We start from the raw sequence: 17,919 nt of genomic DNA, 5'->3' as shown, positions 1-17,919 counted from the left end.
CACATGACCGAAGCCCGTCCCGTTCCACTCCCGCTCGACCTGGACTACCTCCGGCAGGTGCTGCTGGAGCTGTTGGAGATCCCCAGCCCGTCCGGGCGTACCGACCACGTGCAGCAGTACGTCGGCGAGCGGCTCTCCGCCCTCGGCATCACCTCCACGCTGACCCGGCGGGGGGCGCTCAGCGCCTGCCTGACAGGGCCCCGGGAGACCGGGGCGGACCGGGCCATCGTGGTGCACACCGACACCATCGGCGGGATGGTGAAGCGGCTGAAGGAGAACGGCCGGCTGGAGCTGAAGTCGATCGGTACGCACAGCGCCCGGTTCGCCGAGGGGGCGCACGTCCGGATCTTCACCGACGACCTGGACCGGGTGGTCACCGGCCAGGTGCTGCCGCTCAAGGCCAGCGGGCACCGCTACAACGACGACGTCGACCTCCAGGGCGTCGGCTGGGAGCAGGTCGAGGTACGCGTCGACGAACCGGTCGAGGACATCGCCGGGCTGCGCGCGCTCGGCATCGACGCGGGCGACTTCGTGGCGTTCCTGCCCAACCCGACGATCACCCCCAGCGGGTACGTCAAGTCCCGCCACCTGGACGACAAGGCCGGCGTGGCGGCGGTGCTGACCGCGCTGAAGGCGATGGTCGACGCCGGGATCAAGCCCCGGGTCAGCGCGCACCTGCTGGTCACCGTCACCGAGGAGATCGGGCACGGGGCCAGCCACGGCCTCGACCCGGACGTCGCGGAGATCGTCTCGGTGGACGCGGCGGTGGTCGCCCCGGGCCAGCAGTCCCGGGAGAACGCGGCCACCCTGGCGATGGGTGACGGGGTCGGCCCGTTCGACTACCACCTGACCCGCAACCTGGCCTCGATCGCCGTCGAGCACGGCGTCGACCTGGTCCGGGACGTCTTCGACTACTACCGCTCGGACGTGGCGGCGGCGGTCGAGGCGGGCGCGCACGCCCGGGTGGCGCTGCTCGGTTTCGGGGTGGACGCCACCCACGGCCACGAGCGCACCCACCTGGACGGGCTGCGGCACCTGACCCAGTTGCTCTGCCTGTACCTCCAGAGCGACCTGGTCTTCCCGGAGTGGGACGCCGAACCCGAGGGCACCCTGGCCGATTTCCCGTCGCTGTCGGTGCAGCCGGCCTCCCCGGAGGGGCCGCGCGAGGGCCCGATCGGCATCGCCGACTGAGCCCGGTCCGGCCGCCACGATGTGGTCAAAAACCGTTGCCGACGCTGTCGGGTAGTAGATAGCGTGGCGGTACACGGGAAGGGAGGTGATCCGAAGCTTTGTGTAGTTATCGGACTCGTGAGGTGGCTGTCCGCTAGCCGCTGTCCTTGACAGTCGACCGTCCGTCCACCAGGGCGGACACCAGAAAGATCGTCGAGACCGTGTGGCAGCGGTGCGGCGAATCCAGAACAGCCACCCGACCCCCGGGGTGCCGGCCCAGTCCAGCCGGTCCGCGCGTCAGCGCGGAAGCCCCGGGGGTCGACCCATGTCCGGAGGGGGTACGCCGTGTCGACGCGCGAGCTGACGGTGCTGGGCACCGCCAGCCAGACCCCGACCCGGCGACGCAACCACAACGGGTACGTGCTGCGCTGGGACGACGAGGTGATCCTCTTCGACCCGGGCGAGGGCAGCCAACGGCAGCTGCTGCACACCACGGTCACCGCCACCGACCTCACCCGGATCTGCGTCACCCACTTCCACGGCGACCACAGCCTCGGCCTGCCCGGCATCGTCCAGCGGCTCTCGCTGGACCGGGTGCCGCACCCGGTGGCGGTGCACTTCCCGGCCTCCGGCGCCGAGTACTTCGCCCGGCTCCGGTACGCCACCAGCTTCCACGAGACCGCCGAGCTGCGTCCCGAACCGGTCGCCGCCGACGGCCAGCGGATCACGCTGCGCGGCGGCCACACCCTCACCGCCCGCCGGCTCCGGCACCCCATCGAGACGTACGGCTACCAGGTGGTCGAGCCGGACGGCTGCCGGATGCTCCCCGAGCGGCTGGCCGGGTACGGCATCGCCGGCCCGGCCGTCGGCGAGCTGCGCCGGGCCGGCCACCTGGACCTCGACGGGCGTCGGGTGCACGTCGACGAGGTCAGCGAGCCGCGACCGGGCCAGCGGTTCGCCTTCGTGATGGACACCGGCCTCTGCGACGCCGTGTACGCGCTCGCCGAGCACGCCGACCTGCTGGTTATCGAGTCGACCTTCCTGTCGTCGGAGGCCGCGCTCGCCGCCGACGTCGGGCACCTCACCGCCGCCCAGGCCGCCCGGGTCGCGGCCGAGTCCGGGGTACGCCGGCTGGTGCTCACCCACTTCTCCCAGCGGTACGCCGACACCACCCGGTTCGCCGCCGAGGCCCGTGAGCACTTCACCGGTGAGCTGGTGGTCGCCGAGGACCTGGGCACCGTCGCGGTGCCGCCCCGGCGGGTACCCTCGGCCGGATGACGCTCACCCTCCGCCACGCCGTCGCCGACGACCTGCGGGCGGTCGGTGCGCTGCACCAGCGCTCCCGGGTGGCCGCGTACGCCTCGTTCCTGCCGCCGGAGGCGCTGGCCCAGCCCACCCCGGAGATGATGGGCGAATACTGGACGCAACGCTGGACGTACGAGCGTGACGACCACCTGATGACCGTCGCCGAACGGGACGGCCGGCTGGTCGGCTTCACCTACCTCGGCCCGGACGAACTGGACGGCGTGGTCGACCCGACGGCGGCGATGCTGCGCGCCATCCACCTCGACCCCGCCGAGCAGGGCCGGGGCACCGGCCGGGTGCTGATGGTCGACGCGCTGGACACCATGCGCTCCTGGGGGCGTACCCGGGCCACCCTCTGGGTGCTCCGCGACAACGTCCACGCCCGCCGCTTCTACGAGCGCGGCGGCTGGACGGCCACCGGCGACGTACGCGACGACCAGATCGGCCCGGTCCTCGTCCCGCAGCTGCGCTACGCCCGCGAGCTGGGCGTACCCCCGGTGACGGATCGCGTCGACCCGTCACCGGAGGGCTGAGCGGCCCCGGTCAGCGGGCGCCGAGGTGGGCGAGCAGGTCCTGCCGGGTGAGCACACCCTTGGGCTTGCCGTCGACCAGCACCAGAGCGGCGTCGGACTTCTCCAGCAGGGCGACCGCCTCGCTGACCGGCTGCCCACCGCCCACCATCGGCAGCGGCTCGGCCATGTGCCGCTCGATGGTGTCGTGCAGGTGGGCCTGCCCGGTGAAGAGCGCGTCCAGCAGGTCCTTCTCGGCGATCGAGCCGGCCACCTCACCGGTCACCACCGGCGGCTCGGCCTTGAGCACCGGAAGCTGCGAGACGCCGTACTCGCGCATGTAGTCGATGGCGTCCCGGACCGTCTCGGTCGGGTGGACGTGCACCAGCTCGGGCAGGCCGCCCGGCTTGCCGGCGAGGGCGTCGGCCACCGTCGGCTCCGCGCCGGAGTTGTCCAGGAAGCCGTACCGGGCCATCCAGGAGTCGTTGAAGATCTTCGACAGGTAACCCTTGCCGCTGTCCGGCAGCAGCACCACGACCACGTCGTCCGGGCCGGCGGCGCGGGCCACCTCGAGGGCGGCGACCACGGCCATCCCGCAGGAGCCGCCGACCAGCAGCCCCTCCTCGCGGGCCAGCCGCCGGGTCATCTCGAACGACGCCTTGTCGGACACCTCGACGATCTGGTCGGCGATCGACCGGTCGTACGTCTCGGGCCAGAAGTCCTCGCCGACCCCCTCGACCAGGTACGGCCGACCGGTGCCGCCGGAGTAGACCGAGCCCTCCGGGTCCGCGCCGACCACCTTCACCCGGCCGTCGGACGCCTCCTTGAGGTACCGCCCGATGCCGGAGATGGTGCCGCCGGTGCCCACCCCGGCCACGAAGTGGGTCAGCCCGCCACCGGTCTGCTTCCACAGCTCCGGGCCGGTCTGCTCGTAGTGCGAACGCGGGTTGGCCGGGTTGCTGTACTGGTCGGGCTTCCACGCGCCGGGGATCTCCCGGGCCAGCCGGTCGGAGACGTTGTAGTAGGAGCGGGGGTCCTCCGGGGCGACCGCCGTCGGGCAGACCACCACCTCGGCCCCGTACGCCCGCAGCACGTCCTGCTTGTCCTGGCTGACCTTGTCCGGGCAGACGAACACGCACCGGTAGCCCTTGAGCTGGGCCACCAGGGCCAGCCCGACCCCGGTGTTGCCGCTGGTCGGCTCGACGATGGTGCCGCCCGGCTTCAGGATGCCGGCCTTCTCGGCGTCCTCCACCATCCGTAGGGCGATCCGGTCCTTCACCGAGCCGCCGGGGTTGAGGTACTCCACCTTCGCCAGCACGGTGGCCTGGATGCCGGCGGTCACGTTGCGCAGCTTGACCAGCGGGGTGTTGCCGATCAGCTCGACGACGTTGTCGTAGTACTGCACCTGGGTGTGCCCTTCTCCTCCGGTGCCGGCAGCGGCGCCGGGCAGACGGTTGGTCGACGCGCTCAGGGTACGTGCCCTCAGGGCATCACATGCCCGGGGACCACGGACGCGCGACCCGCCTCCCACTCCAGGAAGCGCTCCGTCTCGGCCAGCACGCTGCCGGCGAGCCAGGTGATCATCACGGCGTCGTCGACCAGCCCGAAGAGGGCCAGGAAGAGTTCCGGCACGAAGTCGACCGGGGAGACCACGTACGCGGTGGCCGCGGTCATCATGGCCAGCCGGAGCCCGCCGTCGTACTCGCCGCGCGCGGTGGCCCGGACCATCCGGGGCAGGGCCGCCAGCCGGGCGCCCAGGGACGGACCGCCCCGCGCGCCGGCCATCATCGCCCTGGCCAGCGCGGTGAACGCCGCCGTCCGCTTCAACGTCCTCGCCATGTCAGTGCCCCTCTCTCCGCGACAAGCGTGCCGGGTCGACGCAACCACCGCCACCGGCCCCGGCGGCCCGGCGCGGGCCACCTGCCGCTGCCGCCGCCCGGGCCGGTGGTGCCGCGACGGTGGATCGACGCCGGCGGACCCGGCGGGATCCACCCCGGACGTACCCAGAACGGTCGTCGATCAGGCACCGACCGCCCGGAACGAGGACAGCGACGTGTCGTCCCCGCGCGGTACTGTCGGCTGTATGGAGGTGGTGGCTGGCTCCGTCGTACCGACCGGTACGCCCCGGCGGCGTGCCCGGCAGGTCGCCCGCTTCGCGGCGATCGGCGCGGGGGCCACCGCGGCTGCCTTCGCCACCACCACCGGCGTCCTGCTCGGCCAGGCCAAGCAGGCCCGCCGGACGATCCCGATGGCCGAGGCCCCGCCGCCCCGCTGCGACGGTGTCTACGGCGCGAAGCTGCCCGGCGCACCGCTCACGATGGTCGTTCTCGGTGACTCCTCCGCCGCCGGGTACGGGGTGCACCGACGCCGGGAGACACCCGGCGCGCTGCTCGCCACCGGCCTGTCCCGCCGCCTGCACCGGCCGGTGCGGCTGCGCCGGTTCGCCGTGGTCGGCAGCCTGTCGGCCGGCTTGAAACCGCAGGTCGAAGCGGCTCTGGAGCAGCAGCCCGACGTCGCGGTCATCCTGATCGGCGGCAACGACGTCACCAACCGCACCCCGCAGGCCGTCGCGGTCCGCTACCTGGTCGACGCGGTCCGGGCGCTGCGGGCGGCCGGCTGCGAGGTGGTCGTCGGCACCTGCCCGGACCTGGGCACCATCCAACCGATCCAGCCGCCGCTGCGCTGGCTGGCCCGACGCTGGGGCCGGCAGCTCGCCGCCGCCCAGACGGTCGCGGTGGTCGAGGCCGGCGGCTGGACGGTCTCCCTCGGCGACCTGCTCGGCCCCCGGTTCGCGGCCGAGCCGGGCCGGATGTTCGCCTGGGACCGGTTCCACCCCTCCGCCGAGGGGTACGCGATGGCCGCGTCCGCGCTGCTGCCGACGGTCCTGTCGGCGCTCGGCACCGGCCAGGAGCGCCGCACGCTGACCCGGGGCGAGGGCGTCCGTTCCCTGCCGCAGGCCGCGCAGGAGGCGGCCCGGAACCCGGGTACCGAAGTCAGCGGCACCCAGGTCAGCGGGCGGGACCGTGGCCCACAGGGCCGCTGGGCGCAGTTGCGCCGGCGGGCCTTCGTCGCGGTCGGCGCGCTGCCACCGCACGCCGCCGCCACGCCGTCCGCCCCCGTCACCCCGACGACACCGGCCCAGGGCGGCGCGACCGGTTCACCCACCGGCACCGGGACTCCAGTGGAAGGACGAACATGAGCGAGCGGAACACCGAGCTGGCGGCCCGCCTGGGTCGGGCCGCGGCCCTCTCCCTGCTGGCCGGCACGGTCGGCGGGGCCGCCGTCCTCGCCGGAGAGGCCTTCGTCGCCCGTAACCGCCGGTACGCGCAACCCGAACTCGGCCTGGCGCTGCGCGCGACCGTCGGCCGGGTCGGTGCCGCCCCGCTGCGGCTGGTGCTGCTCGGTGACGCCGCCGCCCTCGGCGTCGGGGTGGCGCACTTCGGTGACACGGTGGGCGGCCAGCTCGCCAACCTGCTCGCCGAGGGCCCCACCGGTCGCCGGGTGCACCTGTCCAGCGTCGGGGTCTCCGGGTCCCGCTCCACCGACCTGGCCACCCAGGTGGCCCGCGCCCTGCTCGGGGACCGTCCGGACGTGGCGGTGATCCTGATCGGGGCCAACGACGCGACCAGCATGCGCCGGCCGGCTGACACCGGCGCGTACCTGGGCGGCGCGGTCCGCCGGCTCCGCGACGCCGACGTGGAGGTCGTCGTCGGCACCTGCCCCGACCTGGGCGCGGTCCGGGCGATCGCCCCGCCGCTGCGGCAGGTGGTCGGTTGGGTCGGCCGGCGGACGGCCCGGGCGCAGACCGTGGCGGTGCTGGAGGCCGGCGGCACGGTGGTGGATCTCGCCGCCGAGACCGGCCCGGTCTTCCGGGCCGACGCGGGCACGCTCTGCCACGACGGGTTCCACCCCTCCGCCGACGGGTACCGGGTCTGGGCGCACGCCCTGCTCCCGGCGGTCGCCGCCGCCGCGTCGGTCGCCTCCTCGCGCTGATCACACCCGGTCCGCCCGGCTTCCGGGGCAGGTCAGCCGGGGGTTAACGTTGGTTCATGTCGTCTGAGTCGTCCCGCGACGCCGTCATCGTCGCCACCGCCCGCTCCCCCATCGGCCGGGCACACAAGGGTTCGCTGCGTGACGTCCGCCCGGACGATCTCGCCGCGACCATCGTCCGGGCCGCGCTGGACAAGGTCCCGCAGCTCGACCCGACCGAGATCGACGACCTGTACCTGGGCTGTGGGCTGCCCGGCGGCGAGCAGGGCTTCAACATGGCCCGGGTGGTCACCACCCTGCTCGGGTTGGACACCGTGCCCGGCGCGACGCTGACCCGGTACTGTGCCTCGTCGTTGCAGACCACCCGGATGGCGATGCACGCGATCCGGGCCGGCGAGGGGGACGTGTTCGTCTCCGCCGGGGTGGAGTGCGTGTCCCGGTACGCGCGGGGCAACTCCGACGCCCTGCCGCCGGAGGCGCAGGAACTGGTCGGCGGCGGCTGGGAGAATCCGCGGTTCGCCGAGGCGCGGGCCCGGTCGGCCCGGCGCGCCGAGGGCGGCGCGGCGGTGTGGACCGACCCGCGCGCGGCCGGCGAGCTGCCCGACATCTACCTGGCCATGGGGCAGACCGCGGAGAACCTGGCCCAGGCGTACGACGTGACCCGCGCCGACATGGACGAGTTCGGGGTACGCAGCCAGAACCTCGCCGAGAAGGCGATCACGGACGGCTTCTGGGCCCGCGAGATCACCCCGGTCACCACCCCGGACGGCACCGTGGTCAGCACCGACGACGGTCCGCGTGCCGGGGTGACCCTGGAGGGGGTGGCCGGGCTCAAGCCGGTGTTCCGCCCGGACGGCCGGATCACCGCCGGCAACTGCTGCCCGCTGAACGACGGGGCCGCCGCCGTGGTGATCATGAGCGCCCAGCGGGCCCGCGAGCTGGGCATCACGCCGCTGGCCCGGATCGTCTCCACCGGGGTCACCGCCCTCTCCCCGGAGATCATGGGGCTCGGTCCGGTCGAGGCGTCCCGGCAGGCGCTGAAGCGGGCCGGCATGACCATCGACGACGTCGACCTGGTGGAGATCAACGAGGCGTTCGCCGCCCAGGTGATCCCCTCCTACCGGCAGCTCGACATCCCGCTGGAGAAGCTGAACGTGATGGGCGGGGCGATCGCCGTCGGCCACCCGTTCGGCATGACCGGGGCCCGGATCACCGGCACCCTGCTCAACGCCCTGGAGTGGCACGACAAGAGCATCGGCCTGGAGACCATGTGTGTCGGCGGCGGTCAGGGCATGGCGATGGTCCTCGAACGCCTCTCCTGAGCGCCGGTTCCTCTCCTGAGCCGGCGCGTACCGGCTCAGGAGGCGGCGCGGGGGTCAGAGTGCCTGCCGGGTCGCCGTCACCTCGGCGGCGGCCCGGACCACGGCCGCCGACGCCGGCCGGGCAGCGGCCAGATCGGCGGCGACCACCCGTAGCTGGTCGGGCAGGGCCAGGTCGTTGTCGAGCCGGGGTACCTCCCGGCGGGGCTGCCCCTCGGCCCCGGCGGCCAGGTCGGCGACCTCCTGCACCAGCCGGTGCACCAGGGCGGCCCGGGGGACGTCGCTACCGGCGGCCGGCGCCGCCCAGCGGGCCGCCTGCCAGTGCCCGACCTGGTTGACCAGCAGCTCCACCGCCCGCGCCAGCTCGTCGGCAGGGGATCTGTCGGCCACGGTTGCGCTCACCGGCGTGAGTCTACGGAACCGCCGCCGCGCGTCGACGTCCCCGGTGAAACCCGGAACGGGCCCGGAAAGACGGGCGCCCGCCCCCGCGACGGCGGGGACGGGCGTACCGGTCAGGCGACGGGTCAGTCGTCGCCCTGGAAGTAGCTCAGCAGGCGCAGGATCTCGATGTAGAGCCAGATCAGGCTGACCAGGATGCCGAACGCCGCCGTCCACGAGTACCGCTGGGGCAGCCCCATCCGGACGCCCTCCTCGACCTCGTGGAAGCTCAGGATGAAGCTGAGCGCGGCGACCACGATGCAGACCAGGCTGAACCCGATGGCCAGCGGGCTGCCGTCCCGGAGCCCGGTGTTGATGCCGAACAGCGCCAGCACCAGGTTGATCAGCATCACCGCGAAGAGGCCGACCATCACCGCGATCATGCCGCGGACGAACTTCGGGGTGGCCCGGATGACCTTGGCCTTGTAGAGGACCGCCATCAGGAAGAACACCCCGAAGGTGGCGGTCACCGCCTGGAGCACGATGCCTTGGTACAGCGACTCGAAGGCCTTGCTGACCATGCCGACGAAGACGCCCTCGACGACGGCGTACGTGACGACGAGCGCCGGGTTCGCCATCCGGGAGAACGAGATGATCAGGCCGAGCGCCAGGCCGACGATGGCGGCGCCGATCCAGGCGACACCGACCAGGGCGTCGGGCACCAGCACCCACGCCGCCGCGGCCGAGGCTCCGGTGATGGCGAGCAGCATGACGGTCTTGACCACGACGTCGTCCAGCGACATCGGGGTAACGGTGGGCGGCGCGGCCGGGTAGCCGGGAGCCGCCGGGTAGCCCGCACCCGGGTACTGCTGCGGGTATCCGGGCTGTCCGTACGGCCCGGTCGGGGCGTACCCGGCCGCCCGCTCCCGCTCGGCCGCCTGGCCGAGCCGGGCGAGCACCGGGTTCGAGGTCTTCACTTTCAGCCTCCCTCAGGGGGTCGATGCACGGTGAACGTGCCCTTCCAGGGTAAACCTCATGGCCCGGGACGTGGTGATCACCAGGCTGAAGGGAAGCTGAGAGTCTCGTGCCCGGGGCGGGGGTCGAACCCGCACGCCTTGCGGCAGCCGCTTTTAAGGCGGCCGTGTCTGCCGTTCCACCACCCGGGCGGGTGACGCACCGGCGCGTCGACACGCGCGGTGCAGTGTCACCGTAACCGGTCTCGCCGAACCCGGCGTACCCCGTCACCCCTGCGGCACTAGGGTCGAGGCCGTGAGCAGCGCAGCCCGTACTGGTCAGGAGCCCGACCTCGACCGGGACGCCACCCCGGCGGTCCCGACGGGGGCCGGCGACCGGCGGACCCGGCTCGTCGCCGCCGCCCGCCGGCACCGGGCGGACCTGCTGGTCGGGCTGGGTTTCCTGGCCTTCGCCGGGGTGCTCACGCACGGGCTCTGGCCGGACCCGGCCGGTCGGGTGCTGGCCCTCAACCCACAGGACCAGACGCTGTACGAGTGGTTCCTGGCCGTCGACTCACGGGCCCTGCTCGGTGACTTCAGCCTGCTCAGCGACCGGCTCAACGCCCCCGACGGGGTCAACCTGATGGCCAACACCACGGTCATCTTGCTCGGTGTGCTCCTCGCCCCGGTCACCCTGCTGGCCGGTGCGCCGACCACCTTCGCCCTGCTCGCCGCGCTCAACCTGGCCGGCACGGCGATCGCCTGGTACCTGCTCTACGTCCGGCTGCTCGGCGCGGGCCGGCTCGCCGCCGGACTCGGGGCCGGGTTGTGCGGCTTCGGGCCGGGCATCGTCTCGCAGACCAACGCGCACCTGCACATGACCGCGCAGTGGCTGGTCCCGGTGATCGTCTGGTTGGTGGTACGGCTGCTGCGGGCCGCCGACCCGGCCTACCCGGGCCGCCGGCAGCAACCGACCAGGGGCCAGCCCGCCGGCCGGGACCGGGCCGACGCGGCCACCGGCCGGGACCGGGGGCGGGCCGGGGCTGGCACCGGCCCGGACCGACGGTTGGTCACCGCGGCCGTCGGGTTGGCCGTGGTGGTGGCCGCGCAGGTGTTCGTGGGCGAGGAGACCCTGTTCCTGGCCGCGCTGACGCTGGCGGTGATGACCGTCGCGTACGCCGCCGCCGACCGGGCGCTGGCCCGCCGGGCGTTCCCCGGATTCGCCGCCGGGATGCTGCTCGCCACCGGGCTCGCCCTGGTCGCGCTCGCCTACCCGCTGTGGTTCCAGTTCGCCGGGCCGCAGGGCGTCGCCGACGGCATGTTCAGTCCGTACTACTTCTCGGCCGATCTGACGAGCTGGTGGACGTTCTCCCCGCTGTCGGTGGCCGGCGACGACGCGGCGGCCCGGCTCACCACCGGCCCGGCCGAGTACAACGCCTTCCTGGGCTGGCCGCTCCTGCTGGTCGGCGCGGCCTGCGCGGTCTGGTTGAGCGCCGCCGACCCGACGGCCGTCCGGCCGGGCGGCGGGGACCGGGGCAGCCGACCGGCGGGCGGGACGTGGGGGCACCGCCCCCTGGTGATCGCCTGCGTGGCCGGCGCGCTGGTGATGGGCGCGCTGTCGCTCGGGCCGGACGTGGTGGTCGACGGCGAACGCACCGCCGTCCCCGGCCCGTTCCGGCTGCTGCTCGGGGTGCCGGTGGTGGACGGCGCGCTGCCGATGCGGTTCGCGCTGGCGGTACTCCCGCTGCTCGCCACGGTGCTGGTGCTGGCGGTGGACCGGGCCTGGCGGGGCGGCGGCCGACTGCGGCTGGTCGTCCCGGCCGCCGTCGGGCTGGCACTGCTGCCGACGCTGCCGACCCCGCTGCCCACCGAGGGCCGGGCGCCGGTGCCGGAGTTCATCACCGCCGGCCACTGGCGGGACTGCGTACGCCCCGGCGGGACGCTGGTGCCGGTGCCCGCGCCCACCCCGAAGGAACCCTGGCCGATGCGCTGGGCGGTGGCCGCCGACGCCGGATTCGCGCTGCCCGAGGGCTTCTTCATCGGCTCGTACGGGCGGAACGGGACGGCGGCGATGGGCACCTACAAGCAGCCCACCTCGGCGCTGCTGGCCGAGGTGGCCCGCGGCGGCGTACCGGCGAACGTCACCGACGGCCAACGGCAGCAGGCCGCCCGGGACGTCGCGTTCTGGCGGGCGTCCTGCGTGGTGCTGGCCGAGGACGAGCGGCACGCGACGGCACTACGGAGCACCCTGGAGCAGCTCTTCGGACCGGCCACCCGGGTCGCCGACGCCTGGATCTGGCGGGTCTGACCCGGCCCGGCGGCTCGTCGGCAGCTGCCGGGCCCGGCGGCAACAAGGTGGTGCCGTGCGGTCACCACCGCGTGGTGCTGAGCGCGGTGGTGACCGCGTGGAGTACTCAGGCGGCGCGGCTGCCCGCGCCCACCGGCTGCTGCTGCGGCGGCTGCGGCGGTTGGGACGCCTCGGCGAACTCCTCGCGCGGGTCGTGGAGCTGCCCGAGCGCGACCACCTCACGGCGGAGGAAGAAGGCCAGCGTCCAGTCGACCACCACCCGCACCTTGCGGTTGAGCGACGGGATCCGGCTCATGTGGTACGTCCGGTGCATGAACCACGCCGGCCAACCGGTCATCTTGATCCCGTACACCTGGGCGACGCCCTTGTGCAGGCCGAGGCTGGCCACGCTGCCGGCGTGCTTGTGCCGGTAGTTGACCGGCTCCTGCCCCCGGATCACGGCCCTGATGTTGTCGGCCATCCGGGCGGCCTGCCGCACGGCGTGCTGGGCACTCGGCGAGCAGTACGTCCCGGGCGGGCCGGTCAGGTCCGGCACGGCGGCGCAGTCACCGGCGCTCCACGCGCCGTCGACCACCCGGTCCCCGTCGACCACCTGGAGGGTGGGCAGGCAGGTGACCCGACGCCGCTCGTCGCGGGGGAAGTCGGTGGCGTCCAGCAGCGGCGACGGCTTCACGCCGGCGGTCCAGACGATGGTGTCGGAGCGGAAGCTGTCACCGTCGGAGAGCTTCACCACCCCGTCGACGCAGGACTCCAGGCGGGTGTCCAGCCGGATGTCCATGTTCCGCTTGAGGAGCTGCTGCACCGTGTACGCGCCCATGTCCCGGTCCACCTCGGGCAGCACCCGCTGGGTCGCCTCGACCAGCACCCAGCGCATGTCGTCCGGGCTCAGCTCCGGGTAGTACTTGAGCGCGTCCCGGGCCATGTCCTCCATCTCGGCCAGCGCCTCGATGCCGGCGTACCCGCCGCCGACGAAGACGAAGGTCAGCGCGGAACGACGAACCGCCGGATCGGTGGTCGCCGCCGCCACGTCGAGCCGGTCGAGAACGTGGTTACGCAGGTAGATGGCCTCGCCGATGGTCTTGAACCCGATGCCGTGCTCGTGCAGGCCGGGGATCGGCAGGGTCCGGGACACCGAACCGGGGGCGACCACCACGTGGTCGTACCGGATCTCGCGCACCGGGCCGGTGATCGGCTGGACCGTCGCGGTCTTGCGGGAGTGGTCGATCCGCGTCACCGCACCCGCGACGATGGTGCACTTACGCAACTCCCGCCGCAGCGGCACCACACTGTGCCGGGGAGAGATGTTGCCGGCCGCCGCTTCCGGGAGGAAGGGCTGGTAAGTCATGTGCGGCTGCGGGTCGACGACGACGACCTCAGCCTCACGGGAGCTCAGCTTCTTCGACAGGCGCAGGGCGGCGTAAAGCCCGACATGCCCGGCACCTACCACAAGGATCCGCTTCGGATTCACGTCTTCTATCTTTCCCCGGCGGCTCCGCCTAATCCCCCGCGCAGCCCTTCTCTGTGACGGAGCACCCCCTGTGACCTGCACGACCTTGGTTACCGCCAGGTTTCACCGACGCCGCAGCAGCCACCCCAGCAACGCGCTCACCAGCACCGCCACCGCCAGGCCGCCGATGGTCACCGCCAGCATGCCCCGGTCGCCGCCGACCCCGCCGACCGTGAGCAGCAGCACGCCCAGCACCCACGTGACCAGCAACACCCCCGCTGCCCGGGCCAGCCAGCGCAGCACCAGGTCCGGGTCGACCACCGCGTCGTACGGCAACAGCGCGGCCAGCGCGCACAGGGTGTGCCCGAGGTAGAGCAGCGCGGTCAGCAGCAGCAGCCGCCACAGCGCGATCGACTGGCCCTGACCGAAGGTGGCGTACAGCCAGCCGCCGACCGTGACCAGGGCGGCGAACGTGGGCCAGTACCGGCGGGGCCCCAGCGCCGGGAGCAGCGCGGTGACCAGCAGCGCCAGCAGCGCCTGGCCGGTCCAGACGGCCATCGGGTAGGCCACCGCGAAACCGGTCAGCACGGTCAGGAACACGCCGACCCGGACCAGCAGCGGCAACAGGGTCACCCGACGCACCGCGTACCGGGCCGCCTCCACCCGCCGCACGACCACCTTCATCGGGCCAGCCTTCCGTTCGCGACTGCGGGACTCCGCTGCGCCACGTTCCTCGCGCTCACCGGAGCCGCCTTCCGTTCGCGACTGCGGGACTCCGCTGCGCTGCGTTCCTCGCGCTCACCGGGCACCCGCCCTAGGGGCCGTGGCGAGCCGGGCCACGTCCCGGAGCACCTGGTCCAGGCTGCCGGCGCCGGCCCACTGCACCACCGGTACGCCGTGCTCGCGCAACTGCTCGATCATCACGTCCCGGTCCAGTCGCCAGAGCCGGAACGCCACCTCGGCCCAGCCGCGCCCGGTCGGCGGCGGCAGATCGGCGGGAAGGGTGTCCACCGCCACCACGAACCGGCCGGACCGGGCGAGCTGGGCGAGCATCTGCGCGGACCGTTCCTCCAGCAGCGGGGTCAGCACCACCACCAGCGCGTCCGAGGAGAGCAGTTGCGGCCCGAAGACCTGGTCGTCGTCCTCGTCCGGCCAGGACTCGGCCCGGACGTCGAGCAGCCACTCCAGCACCGTCAGGTACTGCCGGCGGCCGGTGGCCGGACGCAGCCGGCGGGCGGTCGGCCCGAACTCCAGCATCGACACCCGGTCGCCCCGGTGCAGGTAGTGCTCGCCGATCGCGGCGGCGGCCCGGACCGTGGTGTCCAGCACCGACGCGGTGCCCTCGATCCCGCCGGAGCGGCCCGCCTCGGCCAGTACGTCGAGCAGCAGCACCACCTCGGCGTCCCGGTCGGAGAGCGTGGCGGCGACGTGCAGTTGCTTCGCCCGCAACGAGACCCGCCAGTCGATCCGGCGCAGCCGGTCACCGGGCATGAAGACCCGCACCCCGGCCAGTTCGCCGCCCTCCCCCGGCCGGCGCGAATGGTGCGCGCCGACCAGGCCGGCGGCCCGGGGCATCGCCTCCACCGCCTCGAACGGCTCGGTCTTTGGGTACACGGTGACCCGGGTCGGTTCGGTGATCACCGCGCGGGAGACCAGCAGGCCGTCGGCGGCGGCGGCCCGCGCGCCGGCCGGGCCGATCCCGTGCCGCCCCCAGCGCAGCGCGGTGCCGGCCAGGGTCAGGTCCACCGCGGAGCCGGCCGGGACGGCGGTCGCGAACGGCCGGTCGAGCGGGCCCTCGCGCAGCTCCTGGCCGGCGAGACCGGACCGCTCGACCCGCAGCCACGGCGACACCCGGGTCCGGACCACCACCAGGTCGTAGCCGATCCGGTCCGGGTTGCCGACGGTCACCGACCCGGCCAGCTCGCCGCCCTCGACCAGGTGCCCCTCGGCCGCGCCCGTCCACAGCTCCGGCGTGCCGGCTGGCCGGCGGCGCAGGGCGTACGCGGTACCGAGCGCGAACGGGGCGGCCAGCACCACCAGGTCGACCCGGCCGAGCACCACCCCGGCCACCAGGAGCAGCCCGGTGAGCAGCACCGCCCGGCCGAGCGCCCAGGTGGGCACCCAGCCCGACGGGGCGTCCGGTTCCGGCGACGACACGGCAGACGTACCGGTCACCGCCCCGCCTGACCGCCGGCGTAGCTGGGCAGCGCGCCGCTGGCCGGGGCGGGCGTGGCGTCGAGGACCTCACCGACCACGAAGGACGGGTCGACCCGGCGCAGCCACATCTCCGGCCGGAGCGTGATCCGGTGCGCCAGGGCGGGCACCGCGACGTGCTTGACGTCCTCCGGCACCACGTAGTCCCGGCCGGCGAGGACGGCCCGGGCGCGGGCCAGCAGCAGCAGCGCCAGCGACCCGCGCGGCGAGGCCCCGACCAGCACCGACGGGTGTTCCCGGGTGGCCGCGGCCAGCTCGACGATGTACCGGCCGACGGAATCCTCGACCACCACGTCCTCCAGCGCGGCCTGCATCCCGCGCAGGGTGGCCGCGTCCACGACCGGCTTGAGTTCGGCCTCCTCCCGGCGGCGGGACATCCGTCGCCGCAGCACCTCCCACTCCTCCTCGCGTTCCGGGTAGCCGAACGAGACCCGGAGCAGGAAGCGGTCGAGTTGCGCCTCGGGCAGCGGGTACGTGCCCTCGTACTCGATCGGGTTGGCGGTGGCGAGCACGTGGAACGGCTCGTCCAGCCGGTAGGTGACGCCCTCGACGGAGACCTGCTTCTCCTGCATCGCCTCCAGCAGCGCGGACTGGGTCTTCGGCGGGGTCCGGTTGATCTCGTCGGCGAGCAGCAGGTTGGTGAAGACCGGGCCGGCCCGGAAGCTGAAGTCGCCGCCGCGCTGGTCGTACAGGAACGAGCCGGTGACGTCGGCGGGGAGCAGGTCCGGGGTGAACTGCAACCGGCGGAAGTCCAGCCCGAGGGCCTGCGCGAAGGACCGGGCGGTGAGGGTCTTGCCCAGGCCGGGCAGGTCCTCCAGCAGGACGTGCCCGCCGGCCAGGATGCCGGCGAGGACCAGCTCCAGCGCGTCGCGTTTGCCGACCACGACCGAGCCGACCGCCTCCAGCACCGTCCGGGCCAGGTGACCGACCTCGGCGGGCTTGACGGTCCGGTCCACGTCCTTCATCGAAAACCTCCGTGGAAACCCCCGGCTTTAGCCGTGGGGAGGAAACGGAACCCCTGGGGCGCAGGAGAAGGAAAGTCGATCCGCCGCCAAGGCGGATAGACGTCTACCCGCACACCCCCGCAGGTCTTACTAACTGGCCTGATAAACTGTGAGCCATGTCCAGGGCGGTGAAGCGGGCGTTCAAGTACCGCTTCTACCCGACCGCGGAACAGGCTGCCGAGCTTGCCCGGACGTTCGGGTGTGTCCGTCTGGTCTACAACATGGCCCTGGCGGCCCGGACCGAGGCGTGGACGCTGCGCCAGGAACGGGTCAACTACAACGCCACCAGTACGATGCTGACCGGGTGGAAGAAGACCGACGAGCTGGCGTTCCTCAACGACGTGTCGTCGGTCCCGCTCCAACAGACGTTGCGGCACCTGCAAGTCGCGTTCACGAACTTCTTTGCCAAACGCGCCCGATACCCGACGTTCAAGAGCAAGAAGAAGTCCCGCCGGTCGGCGGAGTACACCACCAGCGGGTTCCGGTACCGCGACGGCCGGCTGACCCTGGCGAAGATGACCGCGCCGTTGGACATCGTGTGGTCGCGTCCGCTGCCGCGGGGTGCGACACCGTCCACGGTGACCGTTTCCCAGGACAGTGCGGGACGCTGGTTCGTGTCCCTGCTCTGCGACGACGTGATCGAGCAGACCCCGGCCACCGGGCAGGTCGGGGTCGACGCCGGCCTCGACAGTCTGCTCACCCTTTCCACCGGCGAGAAGATCACCAACCCGAGGCATGAGCGGCGGGACCGGGCCGCCCTCGCCAAAGCGCAACGGAACCTGGCGAAGAAGGAGACGGGATCCGCGAACCGCGCCAAGGCCCGGCTCAAGGTCGCCCGCGTCCACGCCCGGATCACCGACCGTAGGCGGGACCACCTGCACAAACTGACCACTCGACTCGTTCGTGAGAACCAAACGATCGTGATCGAGGACCTGACCGTGCGCAACATGGTCAAGAATCACTCTCTGGCCCGCGCTATCAGCGACGCCGCGTGGCGACAGTTCCGCACCCTGCTGGAGTACAAGGCCGACTGGCATGGCCGCGACGTGGTGGTCGTGGACCGCTGGTTCCCGTCGTCCAAGGTGTGCTCGGCCTGTGGCGCGCTCGCGCAGCGGATGCCGCTGAATGTCCGGTCGTGGACGTGCCCGTGCGGCATGAGCCACGACCGGGACGTCAACGCGGCCCGCAACATTCTCGCGGAGGGGCTCTCCGTGATTGCCTGTGGAGGCGGTGTAAGACCCCAACGGGTGGATGCCCGGACGGGGCGGTCGTCGGTGAAGCAGGAAACCCAGCGGGTGACCGCTGGAATCCCCCGCCTTTAG

General features: G+C 73.2%; 16 protein-coding genes and 1 tRNA gene. 8 read left to right on the top strand and 9 right to left on the bottom strand.

The genetic code is table 11. From position 1 onward, the window contains the following. Positions 1-3: 3 nt before the first annotated feature. From PVK37_RS11110 to PVK37_RS11100, 3 genes are all read left to right on the top strand, one after another. Complete coding sequence (locus PVK37_RS11110) at positions 4-1,191, top strand: osmoprotectant NAGGN system M42 family peptidase (RefSeq protein WP_275033771.1); 1,188 nt, start codon at positions 4-6, stop codon at positions 1,189-1,191. A 324-nt stretch (positions 1,192-1,515) separates the two neighbouring features. After that, positions 1,516-2,448 carry a ribonuclease Z gene (locus PVK37_RS11105; RefSeq protein WP_275033770.1) on the top strand — a complete coding sequence of 311 codons (933 nt, stop codon included), beginning with the start codon at positions 1,516-1,518 and terminating at the stop codon, positions 2,446-2,448. Continuing rightward, positions 2,445-3,008, top strand: coding sequence for a GNAT family N-acetyltransferase (locus PVK37_RS11100; RefSeq protein ID WP_275033769.1), 564 nt, complete (start codon positions 2,445-2,447; stop codon positions 3,006-3,008). The genes PVK37_RS11105 and PVK37_RS11100 overlap by 4 nt, the downstream gene beginning before the upstream one ends. 10 nt (positions 3,009-3,018) lie before the next feature. On the opposite strand, the gene PVK37_RS11095 is transcribed toward PVK37_RS11100, so the two are convergent. Beyond that, positions 3,019-4,389, bottom strand: a complete 1,371-nt coding sequence (locus tag PVK37_RS11095; protein WP_275033768.1) for a cystathionine beta-synthase — start codon at positions 4,387-4,389, stop codon at positions 3,019-3,021. 77 nt (positions 4,390-4,466) lie between these two features. Continuing rightward, positions 4,467-4,823, bottom strand: a complete 357-nt coding sequence (locus PVK37_RS11090; RefSeq protein ID WP_275033767.1) for a YkvA family protein — start codon at positions 4,821-4,823, stop codon at positions 4,467-4,469. A 244-nt stretch (positions 4,824-5,067) separates the two neighbouring features. Here PVK37_RS11090 and PVK37_RS11085 point away from each other — a divergent pair, with 244 nt between their 5' ends. From PVK37_RS11085 to PVK37_RS11075, 3 genes are read left to right on the top strand one after another with little or no spacing between them, the layout of a single operon-like run. Further along, complete coding sequence (locus PVK37_RS11085) at positions 5,068-6,183, top strand: SGNH/GDSL hydrolase family protein (protein ID WP_275033766.1); 1,116 nt, start codon at positions 5,068-5,070, stop codon at positions 6,181-6,183. Next, positions 6,180-6,977, top strand: a complete 798-nt coding sequence (locus PVK37_RS11080; RefSeq protein ID WP_275033765.1) for an SGNH/GDSL hydrolase family protein — start codon at positions 6,180-6,182, stop codon at positions 6,975-6,977. Before PVK37_RS11085 ends, PVK37_RS11080 begins: the two co-directional genes overlap by 4 nt. A 56-nt stretch (positions 6,978-7,033) precedes the next feature. Continuing rightward, on the top strand, positions 7,034-8,296 hold the full coding sequence (locus tag PVK37_RS11075; protein WP_275033764.1) for an acetyl-CoA C-acetyltransferase: 1,263 nt from the start codon (positions 7,034-7,036) through the stop codon (positions 8,294-8,296). 54 nt (positions 8,297-8,350) lie between these two features. Here the strand turns inward: PVK37_RS11075 and PVK37_RS11070 are convergent, their stop codons facing one another. The 3 genes from PVK37_RS11070 to PVK37_RS11060 form a co-directional block, all read right to left on the bottom strand. Next, positions 8,351-8,644: a hypothetical protein gene (locus PVK37_RS11070; protein ID WP_275035082.1), complete on the bottom strand. Its 294-nt coding sequence runs from the start codon at positions 8,642-8,644 to the stop codon at positions 8,351-8,353. Between the two features lie 173 nt (positions 8,645-8,817). Continuing rightward, positions 8,818-9,648 (bottom strand): Bax inhibitor-1/YccA family protein, encoded by an 831-nt coding sequence (locus tag PVK37_RS11065; RefSeq protein WP_275033763.1) that lies wholly within the window; start codon positions 9,646-9,648, stop codon positions 8,818-8,820. A 108-nt stretch (positions 9,649-9,756) separates the two neighbouring features. Next, positions 9,757-9,837 (bottom strand) — tRNA-Leu (locus tag PVK37_RS11060). A gap of 103 nt (positions 9,838-9,940) precedes the next feature. Here PVK37_RS11060 and PVK37_RS11055 point away from each other — a divergent pair. Beyond that, on the top strand, positions 9,941-11,932 hold the full coding sequence (locus PVK37_RS11055) for a hypothetical protein (RefSeq protein WP_275033762.1): 1,992 nt from the start codon (positions 9,941-9,943) through the stop codon (positions 11,930-11,932). A gap of 106 nt (positions 11,933-12,038) precedes the next feature. On the opposite strand, the gene PVK37_RS11050 is transcribed toward PVK37_RS11055, so the two are convergent. From PVK37_RS11050 to PVK37_RS11035, 4 genes are all read right to left on the bottom strand, one after another. Further along, complete coding sequence (locus PVK37_RS11050) at positions 12,039-13,400, bottom strand: NAD(P)/FAD-dependent oxidoreductase (protein WP_275033761.1); 1,362 nt, start codon at positions 13,398-13,400, stop codon at positions 12,039-12,041. A 102-nt stretch (positions 13,401-13,502) separates the two neighbouring features. Then, a complete protein-coding gene (locus PVK37_RS11045; protein WP_275033760.1) occupies positions 13,503-14,063 on the bottom strand; it encodes a hypothetical protein in 561 nt (186 codons plus the stop codon). A gap of 114 nt (positions 14,064-14,177) precedes the next feature. Beyond that, the gene (locus PVK37_RS11040; RefSeq protein ID WP_275033759.1) at positions 14,178-15,554 is read right to left on the bottom strand and encodes a DUF58 domain-containing protein; all 1,377 of its coding nucleotides are present in this window, start codon (positions 15,552-15,554) and stop codon (positions 14,178-14,180) included. Then, entirely contained in the window at positions 15,551-16,558 is a 1,008-nt protein-coding gene (locus PVK37_RS11035; RefSeq protein WP_275033758.1) for an AAA family ATPase, read from the bottom strand. The genes PVK37_RS11040 and PVK37_RS11035 overlap by 4 nt, the downstream gene beginning before the upstream one ends. Positions 16,559-16,713: 155 nt before the next feature. Between PVK37_RS11035 and PVK37_RS11030 the strand changes: the two genes are divergently transcribed. Then, a complete protein-coding gene (locus tag PVK37_RS11030) occupies positions 16,714-17,919 on the top strand; it encodes an RNA-guided endonuclease InsQ/TnpB family protein (protein WP_275033756.1) in 1,206 nt (401 codons plus the stop codon).

The sequence above is a fragment of the Micromonospora cathayae genome (assembly GCF_028993575.1).
GTDB classification, from domain to species: Bacteria; Actinomycetota; Actinomycetes; order Mycobacteriales; family Micromonosporaceae; genus Micromonospora; species Micromonospora cathayae.
Note: the sequence above shows the minus strand (reverse complement) of the source record. Positions and strands in the feature narration are given on the sequence as shown.

Coding starts and splice junctions, on each gene's coding strand:
- PVK37_RS11110 (WP_275033771.1), top strand. CDS start 4: ATGACCGAAGCCCGTCCCGTTCCACTCCCGCTCGACCTGGACTACCTC.
- PVK37_RS11100 (WP_275033769.1), top strand. CDS start 2,445: ATGACGCTCACCCTCCGCCACGCCGTCGCCGACGACCTGCGGGCGGTC.
- PVK37_RS11090 (WP_275033767.1), bottom strand. CDS start 4,823: ATGGCGAGGACGTTGAAGCGGACGGCGGCGTTCACCGCGCTGGCCAGG.
- PVK37_RS11085 (WP_275033766.1), top strand. CDS start 5,068: ATGGAGGTGGTGGCTGGCTCCGTCGTACCGACCGGTACGCCCCGGCGG.
- PVK37_RS11080 (WP_275033765.1), top strand. CDS start 6,180: ATGAGCGAGCGGAACACCGAGCTGGCGGCCCGCCTGGGTCGGGCCGCG.
- PVK37_RS11075 (WP_275033764.1), top strand. CDS start 7,034: ATGTCGTCTGAGTCGTCCCGCGACGCCGTCATCGTCGCCACCGCCCGC.
- PVK37_RS11045 (WP_275033760.1), bottom strand. CDS start 14,063: ATGAAGGTGGTCGTGCGGCGGGTGGAGGCGGCCCGGTACGCGGTGCGT.
- PVK37_RS11035 (WP_275033758.1), bottom strand. CDS start 16,558: ATGAAGGACGTGGACCGGACCGTCAAGCCCGCCGAGGTCGGTCACCTG.
- PVK37_RS11030 (WP_275033756.1), top strand. CDS start 16,714: ATGTCCAGGGCGGTGAAGCGGGCGTTCAAGTACCGCTTCTACCCGACC.